The organism is Hydrogenovibrio crunogenus (genome assembly GCF_004786015.1).
GTDB classification, from domain to species: domain Bacteria; phylum Pseudomonadota; class Gammaproteobacteria; order Thiomicrospirales; family Thiomicrospiraceae; genus Hydrogenovibrio; species Hydrogenovibrio crunogenus.
Genome location: NZ_CP032096.1, coordinates 1,214,519 through 1,235,230, shown reverse-complemented (window position 1 = coordinate 1,235,230; position 20,712 = coordinate 1,214,519). Strand labels below are relative to the sequence as shown.

The window sequence follows — 20,712 nt, the reverse complement described above, 5'->3', positions numbered from 1 at the left end:
AAAAAGGCCGTTAAAACGGCCTTTTAAGGAATACGAGACTTTTTTGAAAACCAAAAAAGAGTCGATAAAACGATTAAACCGCCTTCATAGATAACTTGACACGGCCTTGTTTGTCCACATCTGTCAGACGAACTTTAATTTCCTGTCCTTCTTTCAAATACTCATTCACATCTTCGACACGTTCATCGGCAATTTGTGAAACATGGACCAACCCTTCACGGCCAGGCATATAAGAAACGAAAGCACCGAAATCGACAATCTTAACCACTTTAGCATCATAAACTTTACCAATTTCAGGCTCAGCAGTAATCTCTGCAATACGCGCCTTAGCGGCATTAGCGGATTCATCATCCACCGCGGCGATTTTCACATTACCATCATCATCAATTTCAATGGTCACGCCCGTTTCTTCGGTAATCGAACGAATGGTTGCGCCACCTTTACCGATGATTTCACGTACTTTTTCAGGTTTGACTTTCACAGTAAAGAAACGTGGCGCCGTTGTTGCCACATCTTGGTTTGATGAACCAATTGCTTTTTCCATTTCCTTCAAGATATGCAAACGACCTTCTTTGGCTTGTTTTAAAGCAATTTGCATAATTTCTTGGGTAATTCCAGTAATCTTAATATCCATCTGCAATGCCGTCACACCTTGCTCGGTTCCGGCTACTTTAAAGTCCATATCCCCTAGGTGATCTTCATCTCCAAGAATATCTGACAGAACGGCAAAACCAGACTCTTCTTTAACCAAGCCCATTGCAATCCCTGCAATCGGAGCGGCAAGAGGCACCCCTGCATGCATTAAAGACATGGATGTGCCGCACACAGTTGCCATGGAAGAAGACCCATTAGATTCGGTAATTTCAGACACAACACGAATGGTATAAGGGAATTCTTCTGCCGTTGGTAGCAGAGCCGCTACCCCACGGCGTGCCAACATACCGTGACCGATTTCACGACGACCAGGTGTTCCAACTCGACCGCACTCTCCTACAGAGTATGGAGGGAAGTTATAATGCAGCATGAAACGATCACTATAAGATCCCGTTAAATCATCGACCATCTTAGCGTCTTTTTCTGTGCCTAACGTGGTGACAACAATGGCTTGCGTTTCGCCACGAGTAAATAAGGCTGAACCATGCACTTTCGGTAAAATACCGACCTGACAATCAATGCCACGAATGGTTTGAGTGTCACGACCATCAATACGTGGTTCACCAGCGATAATACGACCACGCACAATCTCTTTCTGAAGTTTACCAACCATTTTTTCGATATCCCCGGCATCGTATCCTTCCGGGTTTTCTTCTGTGGCTGCCAAAGAATCCATTACTTTGGTTTTGGCCGCATCAATCGCTGCATAACGATCCATTTTATCGGCAATATTGTAAGCTGCCTCAATATCTGATCGAATCGCATCAAAAACTTTGGTTTTTAAATCGACATCTTCTTCGGCTGGCTCCCAATCCCAAGCGGGCTTGCCTACTTCTGCTTTTAATTCCTTAATTGCATCAATGGCCACTTGCATCTGTTCGTGACCGAACATGACCGCGCCCAGCATAACTTCTTCTGACAACTCAGAGGCCTCAGATTCAACCATCAGTACAGCATCTGAAGTTCCTGCAACACTCAACTCCAAGTCTGACTCTTGAAGTTCTTGACTGGAAGGGTTCAAAATGTACCCATTGTCTTTATAGCCGACAACTGCTGCTCCGATCGGGCCATCGAATGGAATACCTGAAATAGACAATGCGGCAGAGGTTCCTAACATAGCAGGAACTTCCGTCCCGATTTCTGGGTCTAAAGAAACCACTGTGGCAATGATCTGTACTTCGTTCATAAACCCTTTCGGGAATAAAGGTCGAATTGGACGGTCAATTAAACGAGACGTTAATGTTTCTTTTTCTGAAGGTCGGCCTTCACGCTTTAAGAACCCCCCAGGAATACGACCCGCGGCATAAGCTTTTTCTTGATACTGTACCGTTAATGGAAAAAAGTCCTGACCTGCTTTGGCACTTTTCGCACCGACAACCGTCACTAATAGCTGGGTATCGCCCATTGCGACCATTACCGCACCATCTGCTTGACGTGCTATTTCACCGGTTTCAAAACGAACTTCATGCTTTCCATACTGAAAAGACTTAATAAACTTAGACATAACATATTCCTTGTCAGGTTAGATACGAGTTGTCGTATCAACGACCTACCTAGCCTATGAAACCTGAATCCTTAGACATTTTTTACACATTAAAACAGCTAAGGATTCAGGCTTAAAACGGTTTCCGGCCTGGGTCGTAAAAATAAAAAATTAAACGCTGAAACATTTTACAACAAATCACACAGCAAACAACAGACTGAGCAAGATTTATCGCAAAAGCTTTGTTTTATTCAGCTAAAAAAAAACCCCGCTGTGCGGGGTTTTTTTCTGCTTGGCGATTCTTACTTACGTAGACCAAGTTTTTTGATCAAATCAAAATATCTTTGTGCATTTTTCTTATGCAAATAATCAAGCAACTTACGACGACGGCTTACTAAACGTAAAAGACCTGTACGAGAGTGGTTGTCATGAATATGGCTTTTAAAGTGCTCTGTCAAATAAGTGATACGGTGCGTTAATAACGCCACTTGTACTTCTGGAGAACCTGTATCGCCTTCTGATGTTGCATATTCAGCAACAATCGCTGCTTTATCTTCTGGTGTTAACATAACTTTTATCCTTGATAAATCGGTTAAAAAATCTTTCATTCCGCAACCGATGGCAGAAATGAAAGAGCGTATTATACACGGTCTTTGCCTTTTGTCTATGATTCTAGGTAAGAAAATTCGTATTAATGACGCCCAAATCCAACCATATAATGTTCAAAATGAGAAACATCTTGACTCAAGGCTCTTACCAAATGATCTAAACTGACCACTGCATTTTCAACCAGGTTCACGGCGATATAAGGATGTTCAACTTTAAGGCGATCATACATTGGGCGTTTAATCTCTAACAAAGTCACTTCTTTTGATTTTGCAGACATTTTCAACATACGAGGCTTTCTGTCGAAGAATGACATTTCTCCAATCAAATTGCCAGGACCTTGTACCCCGACTTCAGCCTCATCTTGCCCATCTGTCGTAGTGAAAGCCACCTTCCCTTTCACAATGAAGAACATGGAATCTCCTACATCTCCCATGTCGAAAATAACATCGCCTTTTTTCAATTGTTTTTCTTGTAAAAACTCACTCATCACTTCGACATCAGGACGAGTCAATGATTCACAAATCGCATTTTCTTGAAAATAATCAAACAATTCGGCGGCAGTCATATTTAACATAGTATCAATCTCTTTCTAATCTTTTATTTTATCTTTTGCGCAATAAAGGACGCCACAGGGCGCCCATCATCAAGTGTATCTATTCTATCAACAATTACATGAAAATCTTCAAAGGTTTTTGCCAGTTCTCCTTTTTTCAAAATATAATTTGGATTTTTAGGAGATCCAAATGCTTCCACCCCTTCAACAAAAGTTTGAAAAACGACATATCCTTCTGGCTTTAGCATGGTTTTAAAGGTATCAAATAACGCCCGGTTGAGGTATCGAATGACCACAACAAGATCAACAGATTGACTGGGCAAACAACCGGCGGTGTTAACGGAACAGTTTTTCCATTCAATCTGTTGTTGATGGCATTTTGCTAACTGCTTGGCACGCTGTATTACCGCTTCTTTATGGTCAATACCGATCACTTGCCAACCGTTCATAGACAGATAAACCGCATCTCGTCCACCACCACACCCGATATCGATCGCGACAGGAGTTGTGTTTGAAAAAGAATGCTCAACATAATTCGTTAAAAACTCTTCAATCAACGGACTAGGCGACCATAAAACATGCGATTCCGTTCCAGAAACGGCCAGGCCTGGTAAATTTTGAATAACCGCAAGGTATTGCAGATCGGAAACACACCATACAACTTCATAGCCTTTTTCCATTAGGAATTGCTGGACATCCTGAATATTTATCTCATCTGCAACCAGTTGTAACTTAGCAGGCCTTGCCGGCAATTCATTCAAACGAAATTTCAATTCAGGCCAAGGCAAGTGAGTGGCCAACTTAAAATGACTTTCTCTAAACGCATCAAAACTGCGCGTATCGACTAATGATAGATCAGGGTTGTATCCCATCCTAAGCTCTTTTAAGGCAGTGATTCGTTGGCAGTCGCTAAATTAAACAACCGCTTAGGCTTCAGTAGTTGTTTTTCTGTCTGCCACTCACCAACTCCGATAAAACGCTCCTGCGGATCGTAAAACCGGACTAAGGGAGTTTGAGGCTCTTCAACGGCCAGTTTGCCTCCATGCAGAATTTTATCTGTTTCATCTGCATTCAAATGAATTGCTTGAAGGTGTTTTAGCGGCAGATCCAAGGGTTGAAGATAAGCGTCTTTATGCAACTCGATTTCTTCTAGGGTCGCCATTGCATCTCCGGTCAAGGCACCGGTTTGCGTTCGATGCAGTCCGGTCAAGTGTCCGACTGTTCCTAACGCTTTCGCAATATCTTCCCCAAGTGTTCTGACATAAGTGCCTTTTGAACATAGCACTTCAAAATGCACAACCGTGTTTTCAAAACCAATTAACTTTAATTCATAAATACGGACTGGGCGTGCCGCACGTTCAATATGAATACCTTTTCGAGCATATTCGTATAAAGGTTTCCCTTGATGCTTCAAAGCCGAATACATCGGAGGAACCTGCATAATATCGCCCTCAAACTGAGAAAATACCGTCTCCAACATCTCTTTACTCAACGCAGGAACAGGAACCGTCTTCAGGGGGTTGCCATCCTTATCTCCAGAGTCCGTTTCAACCCCTAATTGCAATGTGGCAATATACCGTTTATCTGAATCTAACAACAAACCGGAAACTTTTGTGGCCTCTCCTAAACAAATAGGGAGCAACCCTGTTGCAAAAGGGTCTAAGGCGCCTGTATGCCCTGCTTTCTTGGCATTATAAACTCGCCTAACCTGTTGTAGTAACCCATTTGAAGTCACACCTTCGGGCTTATTTAAAAGGACAATCCCATCAATATTTTGCCATTGCTTTTTTGCCATGCTGAACCGTAATTATTAACGTTAAAAGGTGTTATTTCTTTTGATGAAGCGCTTTAAAAATCAACTCTTCAATATGGCTCGCATTCTCCGCAACCGTATCATAGAAAAAGCGCACTTCAGGGGTGATGCGTAAATTCATGCGTTTCCCGATTTCCGAACGAAAGAACCCTTTCGCTTTTTCCAACGCTTTAATGGCATCTTGCGCTGGCTGATCTTTTTCATTCACACCGATAATGGTGAAATAAACCGTCGCAACACTTAAATCCTTTGAAATTTTACATTCGGTGATATTCACTTTCTCCAAGCGAGGATCTTTGGTATCACGGTGTAAGATTTCCATTAAAGTTTTGCGAATTTCTAAAGCCACCCGAGTCGGTCTACTGACTTCTTCATTCATAATAGTTTTCTCTTTTATTAGCTAGAAACAACAATGCCCCGATGACGGGGCACTGAAAAAATAATCTCTCTTTGCTTTAAAAGCAATCTACTTTTAAAACAAAGACGTGAGCTTAATTAGTCTAAAGTACGTTTAACTTCAACGCGCTCATAAACTTCAATCTGGTCACCGACTTTAACATCGTTATAGTCTTTAACTCCGATACCGCATTCCATGCCTTGACGAACTTCAGGTACATCATCTTTAAAACGACGTAGAGACTCAAGCGCACCCTGGTAAATAACGATATTATCACGAAGTACACGAATCGGATTATTACGTTTCACCACGCCTTCTGTGACCATACAACCTGCAATCAAGCCGATTTTAGGCGCTTTAAAGACATCACGAACATCAGCAACACCGATAATTTCTTCTTTGAAATCTGGCGCCAGCTTACCTTCAATCGCGCGTTTCACTTCATCGACGATTTCATAAATAACGCTATAGTATTTTAAGAAAATACCTTCGCTGTCAATCAAACGTTTCGCCTTAGCATCCGCACGGACGTTAAACCCGAAAATTAACGCATCTGAGGCCAGAGCTAGGTTGGCATCGGTTTCTGTAATCCCACCAACACCTGAAGAAACAACTGACACTTTCACTTCATCATTTGAAAGTTTCACAAGGGCATCAACGATAGCTTCGATTGACCCTTGTACGTCTGCTTTTAGGATGATGTTCACATTCTGAACTTCTCCCTCTTCCATCTTGTTGAACATATTATCCAACTTAGACTTCTGTTGACGCGCAATTTTCTTCTCTTTGTGCTTGCTTTGACGGAACATCGCAACTTCACGTGCTTTACGCTCTGATTCCACCGTAATCATGTCATCACCCGCAACCGGTACACCAGACATCCCCAGTACTTCTACAGGGATGGATGGACCAGCGCTTTCGACTTGTTCACCACTTTCGTTAACCAGAGCACGAACACGACCATATTCCATACCACACAAAGCAATATCACCTTTCTTCAGGGTTCCCGCTTGTACCAGTACAGTTGCGACCGGACCACGACCTTTATCTAATCGAGACTCTACGACAACCCCTTTTGCAGGTCCTTCAAGCGGTGCTTCAAGTTCTAGGATTTCTGATTGCAATAAGATTGCATCCAGTAAATCATCGATACCTTCACCTGATTTAGCGGAAACACGAACGAACTGAGTGTCACCACCCCATTCTTCCGGTACCACTTCCTCAGACACCAGTTCTTGCATGACTCTGTCAGGGTTAGCGCCTTCCTTATCCATTTTGTTAATCGCAATCACCATCCCCAAGTTAGCGGCTTTCGCATGCTGAATCGCTTCTTTGGTTTGCGGCATCACGCCATCATCGGCAGCAACAACAATGACAACAACATCCGTCACTTTGGCACCACGTGCACGCATTGCTGTAAAGGCTTCATGCCCTGGGGTATCGATAAAGGTCACACCACCATGACCCGTTTCAACATGATAAGCACCGATGTGCTGAGTAATTCCACCAGACTCACCATGAGCCACTTTCGCTTTACGAATATGATCCAAAAGAGAGGTTTTACCATGGTCGACGTGCCCCATGATTGTAACCACAGGAGAGCGTTGTACTGTTTCACCATTATAATCTTGGTTTACAACATCATCTTCAATCTGGTTTTCATTTACTAAAACAGGTTTGTGGCCCATTTCTTCAACCACTAACTGAGCAGTTTCCTGATCCAACACTTGGTTAATCGTTACCATGGAGCCAAAGCCCATCATCGTTTTGATTACTTCTGTAGCTTTAACAGCCATCTTGTCGGCCAGTTCTGAAACCTTGATGGTTTCACCTAGCGGGACATCTCTAACTTGTTTTTCAACAGGCTTTTGGAAACCATGTTCATTGTCAGTATTATGAGATTTTTTATGCCCTTTATGACGACGACGACCAAATGATTGATCCCCAGACATAGCAAGTGTCTTTTTAGACTGCTTCTCTTTAGGCTTAGGTTTCCCTTTATGTTTTGGTTCTTCCTTAATCGGCGCTTTATTTTGTTTTTTCTTATCGTGCTTATGCTTTTTATCGGTTTCAACAGGAACCGGTTCTGGCACAACATCTAAAATCGCCTCAGGTGACACTGGCGCTTCAGCTGCTTTTTCTTTTAGTGTTTCAGCTTCTTTAGTTGCTTTACTTTCCGTTGCAACATCCACTTCTGGCGCTTCCACCACTGCTTCTTCAACGATAGGCTCTTCGACAACTGGCTCTTCAACTGTTTCCGGCTTTTTAACGTAAGTTCGTTTTTTACGAACTTCAACATTCACAGTTCTTTTACCGGCACCTGAAGACAAGTTTAGCTTTTGAACTTGCTTTCTTTTCAACGTTACCTTCTTGGGTGCATCCACCTTTTCTCCATGGAGCCCTTTCAGGTAATTTAATAACGTCATTTTTTCATCATCAGATAAAAAGTCAGCTTCTTTTTTACCTGAAACGCCTGCTTCTTCTAACTGTGATAATAACTTATCAACAGAAAGTTTTAATGTTTCGGCAAACTGTTTAATTGATACTTGAGACATACACTAGTGCCCTCCTAGATTATTCAAACCATGGTGCGCGTGCTTTCAAAATCAATTCGCTAGCTGCGTCCGCATCCATCTCTACTATTTCTAATAATTCATCCGTGCCTAATTCAGCTAAATCTTCCTGAGTGATGATTCCTTTAGAAGCGAGCGTTTTTGCCATTTCTTCAGTCATGCCTTCTAAGTCCAATAAATCTTGCGCTGGTTCAGCCATGGCTGTTTTTTCTTCGTTTGCAATTGCTTGAGTCAACAGTGCATCTTTAGCTCTTTCTTTCAAAGCTGCAACAATTTCTTCATCAAAGCCTTCAATCTCTAACATTTCTGCAGCCGGTACATACGCAACTTCTTCAAGTGTTGTAAACCCTTCTGCCACTAGAACTTCTGCAAGTTCTTCATCGACTTCCAAGCCATTGACGAATAAATCCATCTGACCTTTCGATTCTGTTTCATGCTTAGCAGCCATATCGGTTTCAGACATGACATTCAGCTCCCACCCTGTCAACTCAGTTGCCAGACGGATATTTTGACCATTTTTACCAATTGCCTGAGACAACTGCTCATCATCAACTGCCAAATCCATGGTGTGCTTATCTTCATCAACCATGATAGAAGTGACTTCAGCGGGTGCCATAGCATTGATGACAAATTGCGCATCATTTGAATCCCAAAGGATAATATCGATACGCTCTCCGTTTAATTCATTGGTAACCGCTTGAACACGTCCACCACGCATCCCAACACAGGCACCAATCGGGTCTAAGCGCGGATCGTTAGCACGAACGGCAACTTTAGCTCTTAATCCCACATCACGAGCAGCACTCATAATATCGATTAAGTCGTCACCAATTTCAGGCACTTCGATTTTAAACAGTTCCATCAACATTTCTTTACATGCACGAGACATGAAAATCTGTGGACCGCGAGGGCGGAAAGAAACATCTTGAACGTAAGCACGGACACGATCGCCCATTTTAAAGTTTTCACGGTTAATCAATTCTGCACGAGGAATGACAGCATCAACATTATCACCTAAATCCAGAATGACATCGCCGCGGTCAATACGTTTCACCTGACCGGTTAAAATTTCTCCGATGCGTTTTGAATATTCTTCAACCACTTTTTTACGCTCAGCTTCACGGACTTTCTGAATAATCACTTGTTTCGCTGTTTGCGCACCAATACGACCAAACTCGATTGACTCAATCGGCTCTTCAATAAATTCGCCTGGTTCAATATGCGGCTCAACATCGACCGCATCCATGTGGCGAATATACCAACCGACATGATCTTCAATCTCAACATCGTCTTCAATCACTTCCCAACGACGGAAAGTCTCATAATCACCCGTATGTCGATCAATAGAAACACGGGCGTCAATTTCATCGTTATGACTTTTTCTAGTTGCTGTCGCTAGAGCCGCTTCAATGGCCTCAAAGATAATTTCTTTTTCCACGCCTTTTTCGTTAGACATGATTTCAACAACTGCTAAAACTTCCTTACTCATTTCTATTTCCTCAAAATAGGGGGTACGTTATATTTACTTTAAAGGGTTAAAACCCTTTGCTTAATTCATCAAAACTGGGGAACTACATTGGCTTTGTCAATTAAACTAAAAGGAATCTCGTAAAGTTCACCATCAACTTCAACGGCAATATCACTTTCTGACACTTGTGACATGACACCTTTAAAGCGTTTTCGACCCATAACAGGGCTAGACGTTCTGACTTGAACCTCTTGACCTTCATAAGCCTTATATTGCTCTGGATGAAACAAAGGTCTATCCATCCCAGGAGAGGACACTTCTAACATATAAGCATTCGATATCGGATCTTCTACATCCATAATCGCGCTCACCTGACGACTTACCTTTCCACAATCATCGACCGTGACACCCACTTCGTCTTTATCAATATAAACTCTTAAAGTGGAATGTTTCCCAGCAGGCAAATATTCACACCCCCAAAACTGAAACCCCATGGTTTCAATTGTTGGTCGTAATAAATTTTCAATCTTATCTTCCAAGGTCACAGAGGGTACTTTCCTTAATTCAAAAAATAAAAAACCCCGTAAAAACGGGGTTTTTAAAATTTAAGCAGAAAGAAGTCTTGAACCAATTTCTTTCTCTTAATGAAGATTTAAAAAACTGAAAATATTATAGCTACAAACCCCGTCTATGTCAATAAAGGCCTTGGTAGTTTTCTAATGACTTCAATTTGATATAGATCAGACTGGTCATAAAGGCATCACTAAACGCATCATGCTGACCTAAATTGGGCAATTCTAAATCCTTTAAAATCGCTTCGAAAGACAAGTCTATGATTTTTTTAGGAATAATCTCTTCTTTATAATCATAATAACGGGATGACACTTCAATTTGAGAATTGGGCAATGTAATGCCCAGCCAAGGCTTGATAATTTGATTGACCATCGCAACATCAAATTCTAAATAATATCCAACCAACGGTCGAGAGCCGATAAAATGTAAAAAGGCTTCAATCCCCTCTTGCTGGCTCAACCCGGCTTTCGTATCTTCGTTGCGAATCCAGTGGATCTTAATACTCTCTTCTGAAATTGTCTGCTCTTGCGCAAAAGTTAAACTTAATGCCTCACTCGTCAAGATTTCGTTTCCGCGAATTTTCATGGCACTTAAAGAAACGATCCGGTCTTTACGAGGATTTAACCCTGTCGTTTCACAATCAAAACAAACAACTTCATCGTCTGAGGCGATATCAAATAAAAATGCAAAGCGCGGATCTTTTAACCGATTTCGATTCCAATGTTGCTTTAGCCGCTCAAACATAAATGATAAAAACCTATAAAACCGCAGAAACTTTAAAATGATGATCTATCAATTTTTTGAAACGATTCACAACATTAAAGGCCTCTTTTAATAAATCCTGCTGAATAGGCGTTAAGTCAGACACCTGCAAAAAGTTATTCGGCATTTTATTTCGTCGCACTTGATCAACCATCGATTCCAACCTGAGCGTGTTTAAAAAATTTAAAGTCTCTCCCAGCTCTATACCAAATGAATCTGTTAAAACACCTTGTTCCATCAAAGCTTTTATACGCCAATGGGTATTCGTTTTCAAAATCCCTTTTTCAATTGCCAGGCATCGAACACCGTGAACAATTGGGAAAACACCGCCTTTTTTAAGATCAATCTGAGATTTGTGAGACTTTTTATCCGTGACCAGTTTGCCAAAAAAACTGATAGGGGTCTCAAACTGCAACACGGGCTTGGCAAAATGCGGTAGAAAATGTTGGTTCGCGGCCACCCATGTCAACATAACTTGCTTGGCTTCTAAGAGTAACGACTCATCCCCTAGAACGACATCAGCATCAAAGAAAATCGATAAATTCATAAAAGCATCGGCTGTCGGCTGAGTCATCCATTCTCTAAGCTGTTGCTTTAAATTCGACAGAGTTTGACACCATACAGGGTTTGAAACCATGATATTGCCGGGACATGGAGGAAACCCTAGTTCAATTAAGCTATGCGTGAACTCTTGCATAAAATCGACCAGGCCTGGGAGATTCTTAGCGGAATCCGGTAAAATAAAGGCATTATCCTGATCCGTTCTAATCACTTGCTCAGCACGCCCTTCACTGCCCATCACCAGCAAACAGCCAGATTCAAGTTCTGGAAAAGGTTTTAAAAACTCAAACACTTTTTCCATGATTTTGCGGTGCAGCTCATTGACCAATTTGGCAATATAATGCGTTTTCACACCCCGGTTATTTAAGTTGATCACCAATGCATCAATTTGATGAATCACACTTTTCAAATCTTCTATCTTTTCCGCTTGCTGAACACTCAACACCACCAAGCCAGACTGGTTGGCAAACATTCCCATTAAATCTTTCTGGTGCAATACGCCAACTAAGCCGTCATCAGACCGAACCACTAAACGATTGATTCGAAACTTCGTCATCTTAAGGAGTGCATTAAATAAATAATCGAATTGATGAACCGATATAATCGGCACTGTCGCCAAGCTTCCGACCTCCGACTCGACAGAAAGGTGGTCCAATGCCAGCGCATTAAGTAAATCAATTGAAGTGACTATCCCTACTTCATTTGAAGCGCTGAAATGTACCACACAAGCATCCGTTTGGTATTGCTGCATCTTTTGCACACACTCTCCAATACCTGTCGACTCGTTGACCTCCACTAGAGATTGTAGCGGCGCTTCTTCAACAACTCCCATTAAAGCCTCACTAGAGGACTCGGCTTGAATTTGTGCATGCAGTCGATTCAATTTTGCAGTGATATCATCGATAAAGAATCCTTGAATCTCGGGTTGAGACATCAACTCAAGAAAAACCGCTTGCGGCAAGCGATAAGCAATTGCCTCTTCAATCACTTCATAACGAAGGTACGATTCTCTTTTTAATAACAAACCATCCCCGAAAAAAGTATTTGCACCGTAAACCGCTCGTTGACGATTGCTTTCATCAAATTCAGCAATATGACCTTTAATCACAAAATATAAAAATGTACTTTGCTTTGAAGACGCACGACTTGATAGCTCAAGCGTTGTCTTTAAAGGAAAATACACTACATCCAAAGCAGAAGCTAAGTGCGTCAATTCTTTCAAGCTCAAAGCAGAAAATGGTTCCACTTGCTTTAAAAAATTTAGCTGTTGTTGAATAGACATAATGTCACTCTCACTGAAACCCAAACAAAAAAGGAGGCTAAAAAGCCTCCTTTATCTTACTTGAAAATTTGAATTTTAACCAACTTAGTGGTTCGAAGCGCCTTCAGCGCCGATCCCTGTTTGCGATCTCACAAACTGAGCTTCAAATCCTTCAAGATCTTGCTTCGCTCTAGCGGATTTATCCGTGATAGAGAAGAACCAGATACCTACAAAGGCAATGATCACTGTGAACAATGCTGGGAACTTGTAAGGTACAATTGCGTCACCCATTGCAAGGATTTGCGTCCAAACAACCGGTCCTAACACAACCATTACAACGGCAGAGATTAACCCTAACCATCCACCAATAACAGCACCACGTGTGGTCATCTTGCTCCAGAACATCGACATAATCAACACTGGGAAGTTAGCCGAAGCTGCGATTGTAAAGGCCAAAGCCACCACGAAAGCGATGTTTTGATCTTTAAACCCAATCCCGAAGATAATCGCTAAGGCACCGATCACAAAGGTCGCACCTTTTGCAACTTTAGTTTCTTGCTCTTCTGTCGCGTTTTTATTAATCACATTCGCATAAATATCATGTGAAATCGCAGAAGCACCTGCCAGTGTCAAACCAGACACAACTGCCAGGATTGTGGCAAATGCGACAGCAGAAATAAAGCCGAGGAAGAAGTCACCACCAATAACATGAGACAAGTGAATTGCCGCCATATTATTACCACCGATTAACTTAGAACCATCCATATACTCAGACGCAACCACCATCGCAATCGCACCGAAACCGATGATGAAAGCTAGAATATAAAAATACCCAATGAAACCGGTCGCATAAAATACCGACTTACGGGCTTCTTTTGCGTCAGGAACTGTAAAGAATCGCATTAGGATATGTGGTAAACCAGCGGTACCAAACATCAAGGCAATCCCTAATGAAATCGCGTTAATTGGATCAGAAACAAATCCACCTGAGTACAAGATATCCATGTTGTTTTCACGGTTTTCTACGGCTGTTTTAAACAAGGTTTCAAAGCTGAATCCCATGTTATACATGACCGCAACGGCAATAAAGGTTGCACCCGACAGTAACAGAACCGCCTTGATGATTTGTACCCAAGTCGTTGCCAACATCCCACCAAATGAAACGTAAGCAATAATCAAGATACCGACCATGACAACGGCGTAATTGAAATCTAAACCAAACAAAAGCTCGATTAACTTACCTGCACCTACCATTTGTGCGATCAGATACAGAATAACAACTGCAATCCCACCAAAGGCCGCTAAAACACGAATAGGTGTTTGCTGGAAGCGATAAGCTGCCACATCCGCAAAGGTAAATTTCCCTAGGTTTCTTAGACGTTCAGACATCAAGAAAAGGATAATCGGCCAACCAACAAGGAAACCAATGGCAAAAATCAAACCATCATACCCTTTTAGGTAAACCATCCCTGTAATCCCAAGGAAAGACGCGGCAGACATATAGTCACCGGCAATCGCCAAACCATTTTGAAGACCTGTAATACCACCACCGGCAGCATAAAAATCTTTAGCAGACTTGGTTCTTTGGGCTGCCCAGTAGGTGATATACAAAGTCGCCCCTACAAAGATAACAAACATTGAAATAGCCGACCAATTGGTGACTTTTTCAACAGGCGCTGCAACATCAATCCCAGCTGCATAAGCAGTGATTGGAGCTGCAATCATAACCATTAAGGCTAATAACTGTTTAAATCCGAATTTCATTATTCAACCTCTTTTTTAATTTTAGCAGTTAATTCATCAAAATCCGCATTCGCCTTCTTAACGTAGTATCCCGTTAATAAGAATGCAAAAATAATGATTGCGACCCCAACTGGAAACCCAATTGAGACATAGCTACCGCTAACAATGGTTGTAAAAAATGCCGGATCAAATGCTAAAAGCAAAATGTAACCGTAATAAACCACCAACATTGCTAAAGAAAGTCCCCACGCCAGTGCGGTACGCTCTTTAACAAGCTGTTGATATTCTGGAAGATTCTTGATCTTCTCAATTTTAGACTGTTCCAAAGCCTTCCTCCTATGATAGTTAATCCCCAACCGTAGCATCACTTATATTTATTTTACGGTTAAGTTCTTTAAAATATGACTCTTAAACGAGCCATAAATATTATTAAAGCCTGCAGGTCTAGAGCATTATCTCTATCCCTTTGCGGCTTTAATAATTCTGGTGCAGTTTATAATGCCTATCTTATTTATTCGGCTGCATAAACTGGTCCAAAATGCTCGGGTCTTCCAAAGTAGAGGTATCTGATGTAATCTCCTCTCCTTTGGCAATACTTCTTAACAGACGGCGCATAATTTTACCGGATCGAGTTTTCGGTAAATTTGAACCGAAACGAATATCATCAGGTTTGGCAATCGGTCCAATTTCTTTTGCAACGTGATTACGTAGCTCTTGCACCAATGCTAGACGCGCATCCCCTTCTGGAATTTCCTGATTCAGTACAACAAATGCGAAAACGGATTCCCCTTTAACATCATGCGGTTTACCAACCACAGCTGCCTCAGCTACTTTTTCATGCGACACCAATGCAGATTCAATTTCCATCGTCCCCAAACGGTGACCGGATACATTCAATACATCATCAATACGTCCCATGATCCAGAAATTGCCATCTGTATCTAAATGTGCGCTGTCACCAACGACATAATATTTATTTTTGAACATCGCGAAATACGTATCGACAAAACGCTCATCATCCCCCCAAATGGTTCTAACCATTGAAGGCCAAGGTTTACGAATAACCAAATAGCCGCCTTCACCATGGGTGAGTTCTTTGCCTTCTTCATCCACGATATGGGCATCAATTCCAGGCAATGGTTTCGTACAAGAGCCCGGTTTCAAGTCGGTCACACCTGGAATAGGCGCTATCATATGGGCACCCGTTTCAGTTTGCCACCAAGTATCCATAATTGGGCACTCTCCACGACCAATCACTTCGTGATACCACATCCACGCTTCTGGATTGATCGGTTCTCCGACCGTTCCCAACAGTCTTAATTTAGACAAATCATATTGTTTCGGTAAGTCATCCCCAAACTTCATCAATGCGCGAATGGCGGTTGGAGCGGTATAGAACACCGTAACACCATGATCCTGACAAATTTGCCAGAAACGTCCAGCATCAGGGTAGGTTGGTACACCTTCGAACATCAGCATGGTCATTCCCATGGATAACGGGCCATAAGCCACATAAGTATGACCCGTAATCCAGCCTACATCAGCAGTACACCAAAAAACATCACTGTCTTTTAAGTCAAAAACCCACTCATTAGTTAGATGAGCATTTAACAGGTATCCCCCTGTACTGTGCTGAATACCTTTCGGCTTCCCTGTTGAACCTGAAGTGTAAAGTAAAAATAAAGGGTGTTCCGCATTCACCATCACGGCATCATGGTAGTTACTCATGCCGGCCACTGCATCGTGCCATGAGATGTCACGATCGTCTTTCATCTTAACGTCATCGTCCGTACGCTTATAAACAATGACTTTACGAACCGAATCGCCGCCTTTTTCAAGTGCTTCGTCTACCGCGCCTTTCAAGGGAACAGATTTACCACCGCGACGACCGGCATTTGCGGTAATGACCATTTTGGCGCCGGCATCTTCAATACGATCACGCAAAGCTTCTGCAGAGAAACCACCAAACACAATTGAATGAATCGCACCGATACGAGCACAGGCCTGCATCGCAAATACGGCTTGAGGAATCATCGGCATGTAAATCACCACACGATCCCCTTTTTCAACCCCCTGTGCTGTCAATGCATTTGCTAAGCGACATACTTCATCATGTAAATCCTTATAAGTATATTGCTCTACGGAACCATCATCCGCTTCAAAAATAATCGCTAACTTGTCTTCTTTCTCCGCCAGATGGCGATCAATACAATTGTAAGAAGCGTTCAACTCACCATCTGAAAACCATTTATAAAAAGGAGGGTTTGAGTCATCCAACCCAACCGTAAAGTCTTTAGACCAACTCAGTTTTTCTTTGGCCAGATCAGACCAAAAACCCTCATAGTCTTCAGAGGCCTTTTTCTTCAATTGCTGATATTTTTCTTCAGTAATATTCGCCTGTTTCTTAAAGGCTTCGGTAGGTTTGAACACTCGGTCTTCTTGCAAGACCGATTCAATGTTGTTAGACATTCATGTCTCCTATTTGACAATTGTTTTCTCAGTAAAATTAAACGCTCTTACCAGAACCGTTCGTCGAGTTTTCTATATTCTATAGGTTATACACCTGCATTAGGAATAAAAAAACTTTATAACAAACCGTTAAGACAAAATAGCCTGTATTGCTTATATAAAATCATCCATGATTTTAAAGGGGTCAGTGGTTAAATAACCACCTCAGGACGCCATCCATTTCCTCTCAAAACCTCTAACAGCTCATCATCAGGAAAGAAAGTCACCCCGTCTTCCGTAATCATTTGCGCGCGTGCGTCACCATTTTGATAATCAATCACAAGTGGCAACCCTTCTTCCGAAGAGTAATGCGTCAGCACGGTTGATAATTCTTGAATTCGATTGACAGCCAAAGAGTCGTCTGCGAAAAGTTTTATCGCTCTGGCTTTTTCTGCTCTGGATTCTGCTAATGTCACAACTTGCTCGGCATCCAGCTTAATACCGCCATTAAAGGTATCTTCCGCTACCTCACCATAAACCAGAATAACGGTATCTGGAATTAAAATGTCACGACAAGCCTCAAACACAGCCGGTCTTAACACCACGTCCAAACGTGCTGTTTGGTCATCTATCGCAAGAAAGCCCATTCGACTCCCGTTTCTAGTGACTTTATTGCGTGCTTCCACAATCAGACCCGCTGCCCATTTTTTATTCCACTTTTCGGGCCGCAGTGCAGACAGTTTCTGCTCAACCATCTTATCCAGTTCTTCCCGATAAATTTCAATTGGGTGGCCGGTCATATAAAGCCCCAACACATCCTTTTCGCCTTTCAAACGGAGCTTTTCAGGCATTTCAGGAACATCCACCAACTTCGACTCGTTTTCGGCCTCAAAAGAAGTGACATCACCAAACAAATCCGTTTGACCAGCTTCTTCATCTTTTTGTTTTTGCTCAGCTTTTTGCAATGCCATACCGACACTGTCTAGCATTGCCTGGCGATTATCATGAATACAATCCATCGCTCCGGCAGAAATCAACGCTTCAATCACGCGCTTATTCACTTTTCGTGTCACACGTAAACAAAAATCAAATAAATCCTGATAAGGGCCATTTTGTTTACGCTCAGCAACAATGCCTTCTAAAGCCGATTCCCCGACACCTTTTATGGCGCCCAATCCATAACGGACCGCTTTTTGCCCGCGAATGGCTTTAAAGTGAATTTCGCCTTCATTAATGCTAGGTTGCGCCACTTCAATCCCCATGGCATAACACTCATTGACCATATGAACCACTTTATCGGTGTTATCCATATCAGAGGAAATCTGCGCCGCCATAAACTCAGCAGGATAATGCGTTTTCAACCAGGCAGATTGATAAGAAACCAACGCATAAGCAGCCGAGTGAGATTTGTTGAACCCATATCCAGCGAACTTTTCTACCAAGTCAAAAATTTTCATGGCCAGGTCGCCATCGACGTTATTTTTGATCGCTCCTTCTTTAAAAATAGAGCGCTGCTTCGCCATTTCTTCAGGTTTTTTCTTCCCCATGGCTCGACGAAGCATATCGGCACCACCCAGCGTATAGCCGGCTAGGACCTGAGCAATCTGCATGACTTGCTCTTGGTACAAGATAACTCCATAAGTGGGTTCTAGGATGGTTTTTAAAGAATCATGTTGATATTGTGCATCTGGATAAGACACTTTTTCTTTACCATGCTTACGCGCAATAAAGTTATCCACCATGCCCGATTCAAGCGGACCAGGACGGAATAGTGCCACCAAAGCGATAATGTCTTCAAAGCAATCCGGACGTAAACGAACAATCAGGTTTTGCATTCCGGAAGATTCTAACTGGAAGACCCCTGTCGTTTTACCAGTTTTAATTAAATCAAACGTTTCCGCATCATCCAATGGAATCCGTTCAATTTCAACAAAGCCTTCCTCCCCTTGTTGCTTCCCTTCATTGATAAAGTGTAGTGCCCAATCAATAATAGTCAGAGTTCTCAACCCGAGGAAGTCAAATTTGACCAGGCCTGCCGTTTCAACATCATTTTTATCAAGCTGAGTAACCACACTGCTGCCATCAGGTTCGCACAACACCGGACAGAAATGGTCTAAAGGTTTAGGGCCAATCACCACCCCTCCGGCATGCTTCCCAGTATTACGAACCGTGCCTTCCAGCTTCAAAGCCAAATCGATCAAAAGACGAACATCTTCTTCATTATCATAGCGTTCTTGTAGCTGCTCTTCTTGATCCAGTGCACCTTGAAGTTTGATCCCTAAATCGTTTGGAATCAGTTTGGCAATACTGTCCACCATGCCATAACCATTCCCAAGTACACGGCCAACATCTCTGACGACCGCCTTAGCCGCCATGGTTCCAAACGTGACAATCTGAGATACATGATCCTGACCATATTCACGAGCGACGTAATCAATGACCTCATCACGACGCTCCATACAGAAATCAACATCAAAATCGGGCATGGAAACCCTTTCCGGATTCAAGAAACGTTCGAAGAGTAAGTCATATTCCAGCGGATCCAAATCGGTAATCTTTAATGCATAAGCCACTAATGACCCAGCCCCGGACCCACGCCCCGGACCCACCGGAACCTGGTGGTTTTTCCCCCATTGGATAAAGTCGGCAACGATAAAGAAATAACCAGGGAACCCCATTTGCGTGATAATATCCAACTCAAATTTAAGTCGGTCATCATAAGCTTTGCGTTTTTCAGTGAATGCGTCAGATGGCAAATCACCAAACAAAAAGTTCAAACGCTCATCCAAGCCTTTTTGAGATTCTAAAATAAAGTACTCATCCAGCGTCAACCCTTCTGGCACAGGGAAATCCGGTAGAAAATAAGTGCCCAGTGTCAGAGAGACATTACAACGCTTAGCAATCTCTACCGTGTTCTCGATGGCTTCTGGAATATCTTCAAATAACTCAACCATTTCTTCCGAACTACGATAATACTGCTCTTCTGAATATCGTTTTGGACGATTCGGATCATCCAAAATATAGCCATCATGAATACATACTCGTACTTCATGAGCATCAAAGTCTTCCGCCTGTTCAAAACGGATATCATTGGTAGCCACCACCGGTAACTCATATCGTTGAGCAACATCCACCGCACCAGCAATATAAAGTTCTTCCTTATTTCGCCCAGTACGAATCAACTCCAAATAAAAACGGTCCGGGAAATAAGAAGCCCACCAACTGACTCTTTTAGCAGCTAAATTTGGCTTTTCAGCCAAAATGGCTTGACCCACATCACCATCCTTACCGCCTGATAAAATAATCAGGCCTTCGTTGAATTCAGCCAACCATTCTTGTTTGATTAATGCCTTCATATCGTTTTGAACCACTTTTTGGTTCTTGAGATAAGCCATTGAAATCAGATGGGACAGGTTCAGGTAACCTTGGTCGTTTTGGCACAAACAAACAACTGTAAAAACGTTCCCGTCCTCAGCCTCAATCAATAAATCAGAGCCTATAATCGGCTTAATACCCGCATCCATCGCGGCCGTATAAAATTTAACCAAAGCAAACATATTCATCTGGTCGGTTAATGCCAACGCGGGTTGCTGACTTTTTTGGGCAAGAGAGATAGCGGACTTCACTCGAATAGTCGAATCGACTACCGAATATTCTGAATGGACATGAAGATGTACAAATTGAGACATAAAAAGTAAAAAGGCCGTTTTTTAGAGCGCAAGTTAAAAACTTCAAGTGCTTTCCAAAATCAAATTTTGGAGTTCATCAAAGCTTCCTCAATACATTGCTTTATAATAGCTGCATATTCTATGAT

15 protein-coding genes are annotated in these 20,712 nt (G+C 42.3%); all 15 read right to left on the bottom strand.

What is annotated here, in order from left to right:
* Positions 1–73: 73 nt before the first annotated feature.
* The 15 genes from pnp to dnaE all read right to left on the bottom strand — a co-directional run bounded on the left by pnp (position 74) and on the right by dnaE (position 20,587).
* Complete coding sequence (gene pnp / locus GHNINEIG_RS05940; protein ID WP_135795797.1) at positions 74–2,158, bottom strand: polyribonucleotide nucleotidyltransferase; 2,085 nt, start codon at positions 2,156–2,158, stop codon at positions 74–76.
* Positions 2,159–2,439: 281 nt separating this feature from the next.
* A complete protein-coding gene (gene rpsO / locus GHNINEIG_RS05935) occupies positions 2,440–2,706 on the bottom strand; it encodes a 30S ribosomal protein S15 (RefSeq protein ID WP_011370550.1) in 267 nt (88 codons plus the stop codon).
* Positions 2,707–2,828: 122 nt separating this feature from the next.
* Positions 2,829–3,320 (bottom strand): Crp/Fnr family transcriptional regulator, encoded by a 492-nt coding sequence (locus GHNINEIG_RS05930; protein ID WP_135795796.1) that lies wholly within the window; start codon positions 3,318–3,320, stop codon positions 2,829–2,831.
* A gap of 23 nt (positions 3,321–3,343) precedes the next feature.
* Complete coding sequence (locus GHNINEIG_RS05925) at positions 3,344–4,171, bottom strand: methyltransferase domain-containing protein (protein ID WP_135795795.1); 828 nt, start codon at positions 4,169–4,171, stop codon at positions 3,344–3,346.
* A gap of 11 nt (positions 4,172–4,182) precedes the next feature.
* A complete protein-coding gene (gene truB / locus GHNINEIG_RS05920; RefSeq protein WP_135795794.1) occupies positions 4,183–5,094 on the bottom strand; it encodes a tRNA pseudouridine(55) synthase TruB in 912 nt (303 codons plus the stop codon).
* 31 nt (positions 5,095–5,125) lie between these two features.
* On the bottom strand, positions 5,126–5,491 hold the full coding sequence (gene rbfA, locus GHNINEIG_RS05915; RefSeq protein ID WP_135795793.1) for a 30S ribosome-binding factor RbfA: 366 nt from the start codon (positions 5,489–5,491) through the stop codon (positions 5,126–5,128).
* Positions 5,492–5,607: 116 nt separating this feature from the next.
* Positions 5,608–8,064, bottom strand: a complete 2,457-nt coding sequence (gene infB / locus GHNINEIG_RS05910; RefSeq protein WP_135795792.1) for a translation initiation factor IF-2 — start codon at positions 8,062–8,064, stop codon at positions 5,608–5,610.
* A gap of 19 nt (positions 8,065–8,083) precedes the next feature.
* Positions 8,084–9,571 (bottom strand): transcription termination factor NusA, encoded by a 1,488-nt coding sequence (gene nusA, locus GHNINEIG_RS05905; protein WP_135795791.1) that lies wholly within the window; start codon positions 9,569–9,571, stop codon positions 8,084–8,086.
* 68 nt (positions 9,572–9,639) lie between these two features.
* The gene (gene rimP, locus GHNINEIG_RS05900) at positions 9,640–10,095 is read right to left on the bottom strand and encodes a ribosome maturation factor RimP (RefSeq protein WP_135795790.1); all 456 of its coding nucleotides are present in this window, start codon (positions 10,093–10,095) and stop codon (positions 9,640–9,642) included.
* A gap of 148 nt (positions 10,096–10,243) precedes the next feature.
* On the bottom strand, positions 10,244–10,867 hold the full coding sequence (locus GHNINEIG_RS05895) for a 3'-5' exonuclease (RefSeq protein WP_135795789.1): 624 nt from the start codon (positions 10,865–10,867) through the stop codon (positions 10,244–10,246).
* 13 nt (positions 10,868–10,880) lie between these two features.
* The gene (locus GHNINEIG_RS05890; protein ID WP_135795788.1) at positions 10,881–12,728 is read right to left on the bottom strand and encodes a putative nucleotidyltransferase substrate binding domain-containing protein; all 1,848 of its coding nucleotides are present in this window, start codon (positions 12,726–12,728) and stop codon (positions 10,881–10,883) included.
* Positions 12,729–12,812: 84 nt separating this feature from the next.
* Positions 12,813–14,471, bottom strand: coding sequence for a cation acetate symporter (locus GHNINEIG_RS05885; RefSeq protein WP_189636939.1), 1,659 nt, complete (start codon positions 14,469–14,471; stop codon positions 12,813–12,815).
* On the bottom strand, positions 14,471–14,776 hold the full coding sequence (locus GHNINEIG_RS05880; RefSeq protein WP_135795787.1) for a DUF485 domain-containing protein: 306 nt from the start codon (positions 14,774–14,776) through the stop codon (positions 14,471–14,473). The genes GHNINEIG_RS05885 and GHNINEIG_RS05880 overlap by 1 nt, the downstream gene beginning before the upstream one ends.
* 181 nt (positions 14,777–14,957) lie before the next feature.
* Positions 14,958–16,919 (bottom strand): acetate--CoA ligase, encoded by a 1,962-nt coding sequence (gene acs, locus GHNINEIG_RS05875; RefSeq protein ID WP_135795786.1) that lies wholly within the window; start codon positions 16,917–16,919, stop codon positions 14,958–14,960.
* 191 nt (positions 16,920–17,110) lie between these two features.
* Positions 17,111–20,587, bottom strand: coding sequence for a DNA polymerase III subunit alpha (gene dnaE / locus GHNINEIG_RS05870; protein ID WP_135795785.1), 3,477 nt, complete (start codon positions 20,585–20,587; stop codon positions 17,111–17,113).
* Positions 20,588–20,712: the final 125 nt, after the last annotated feature.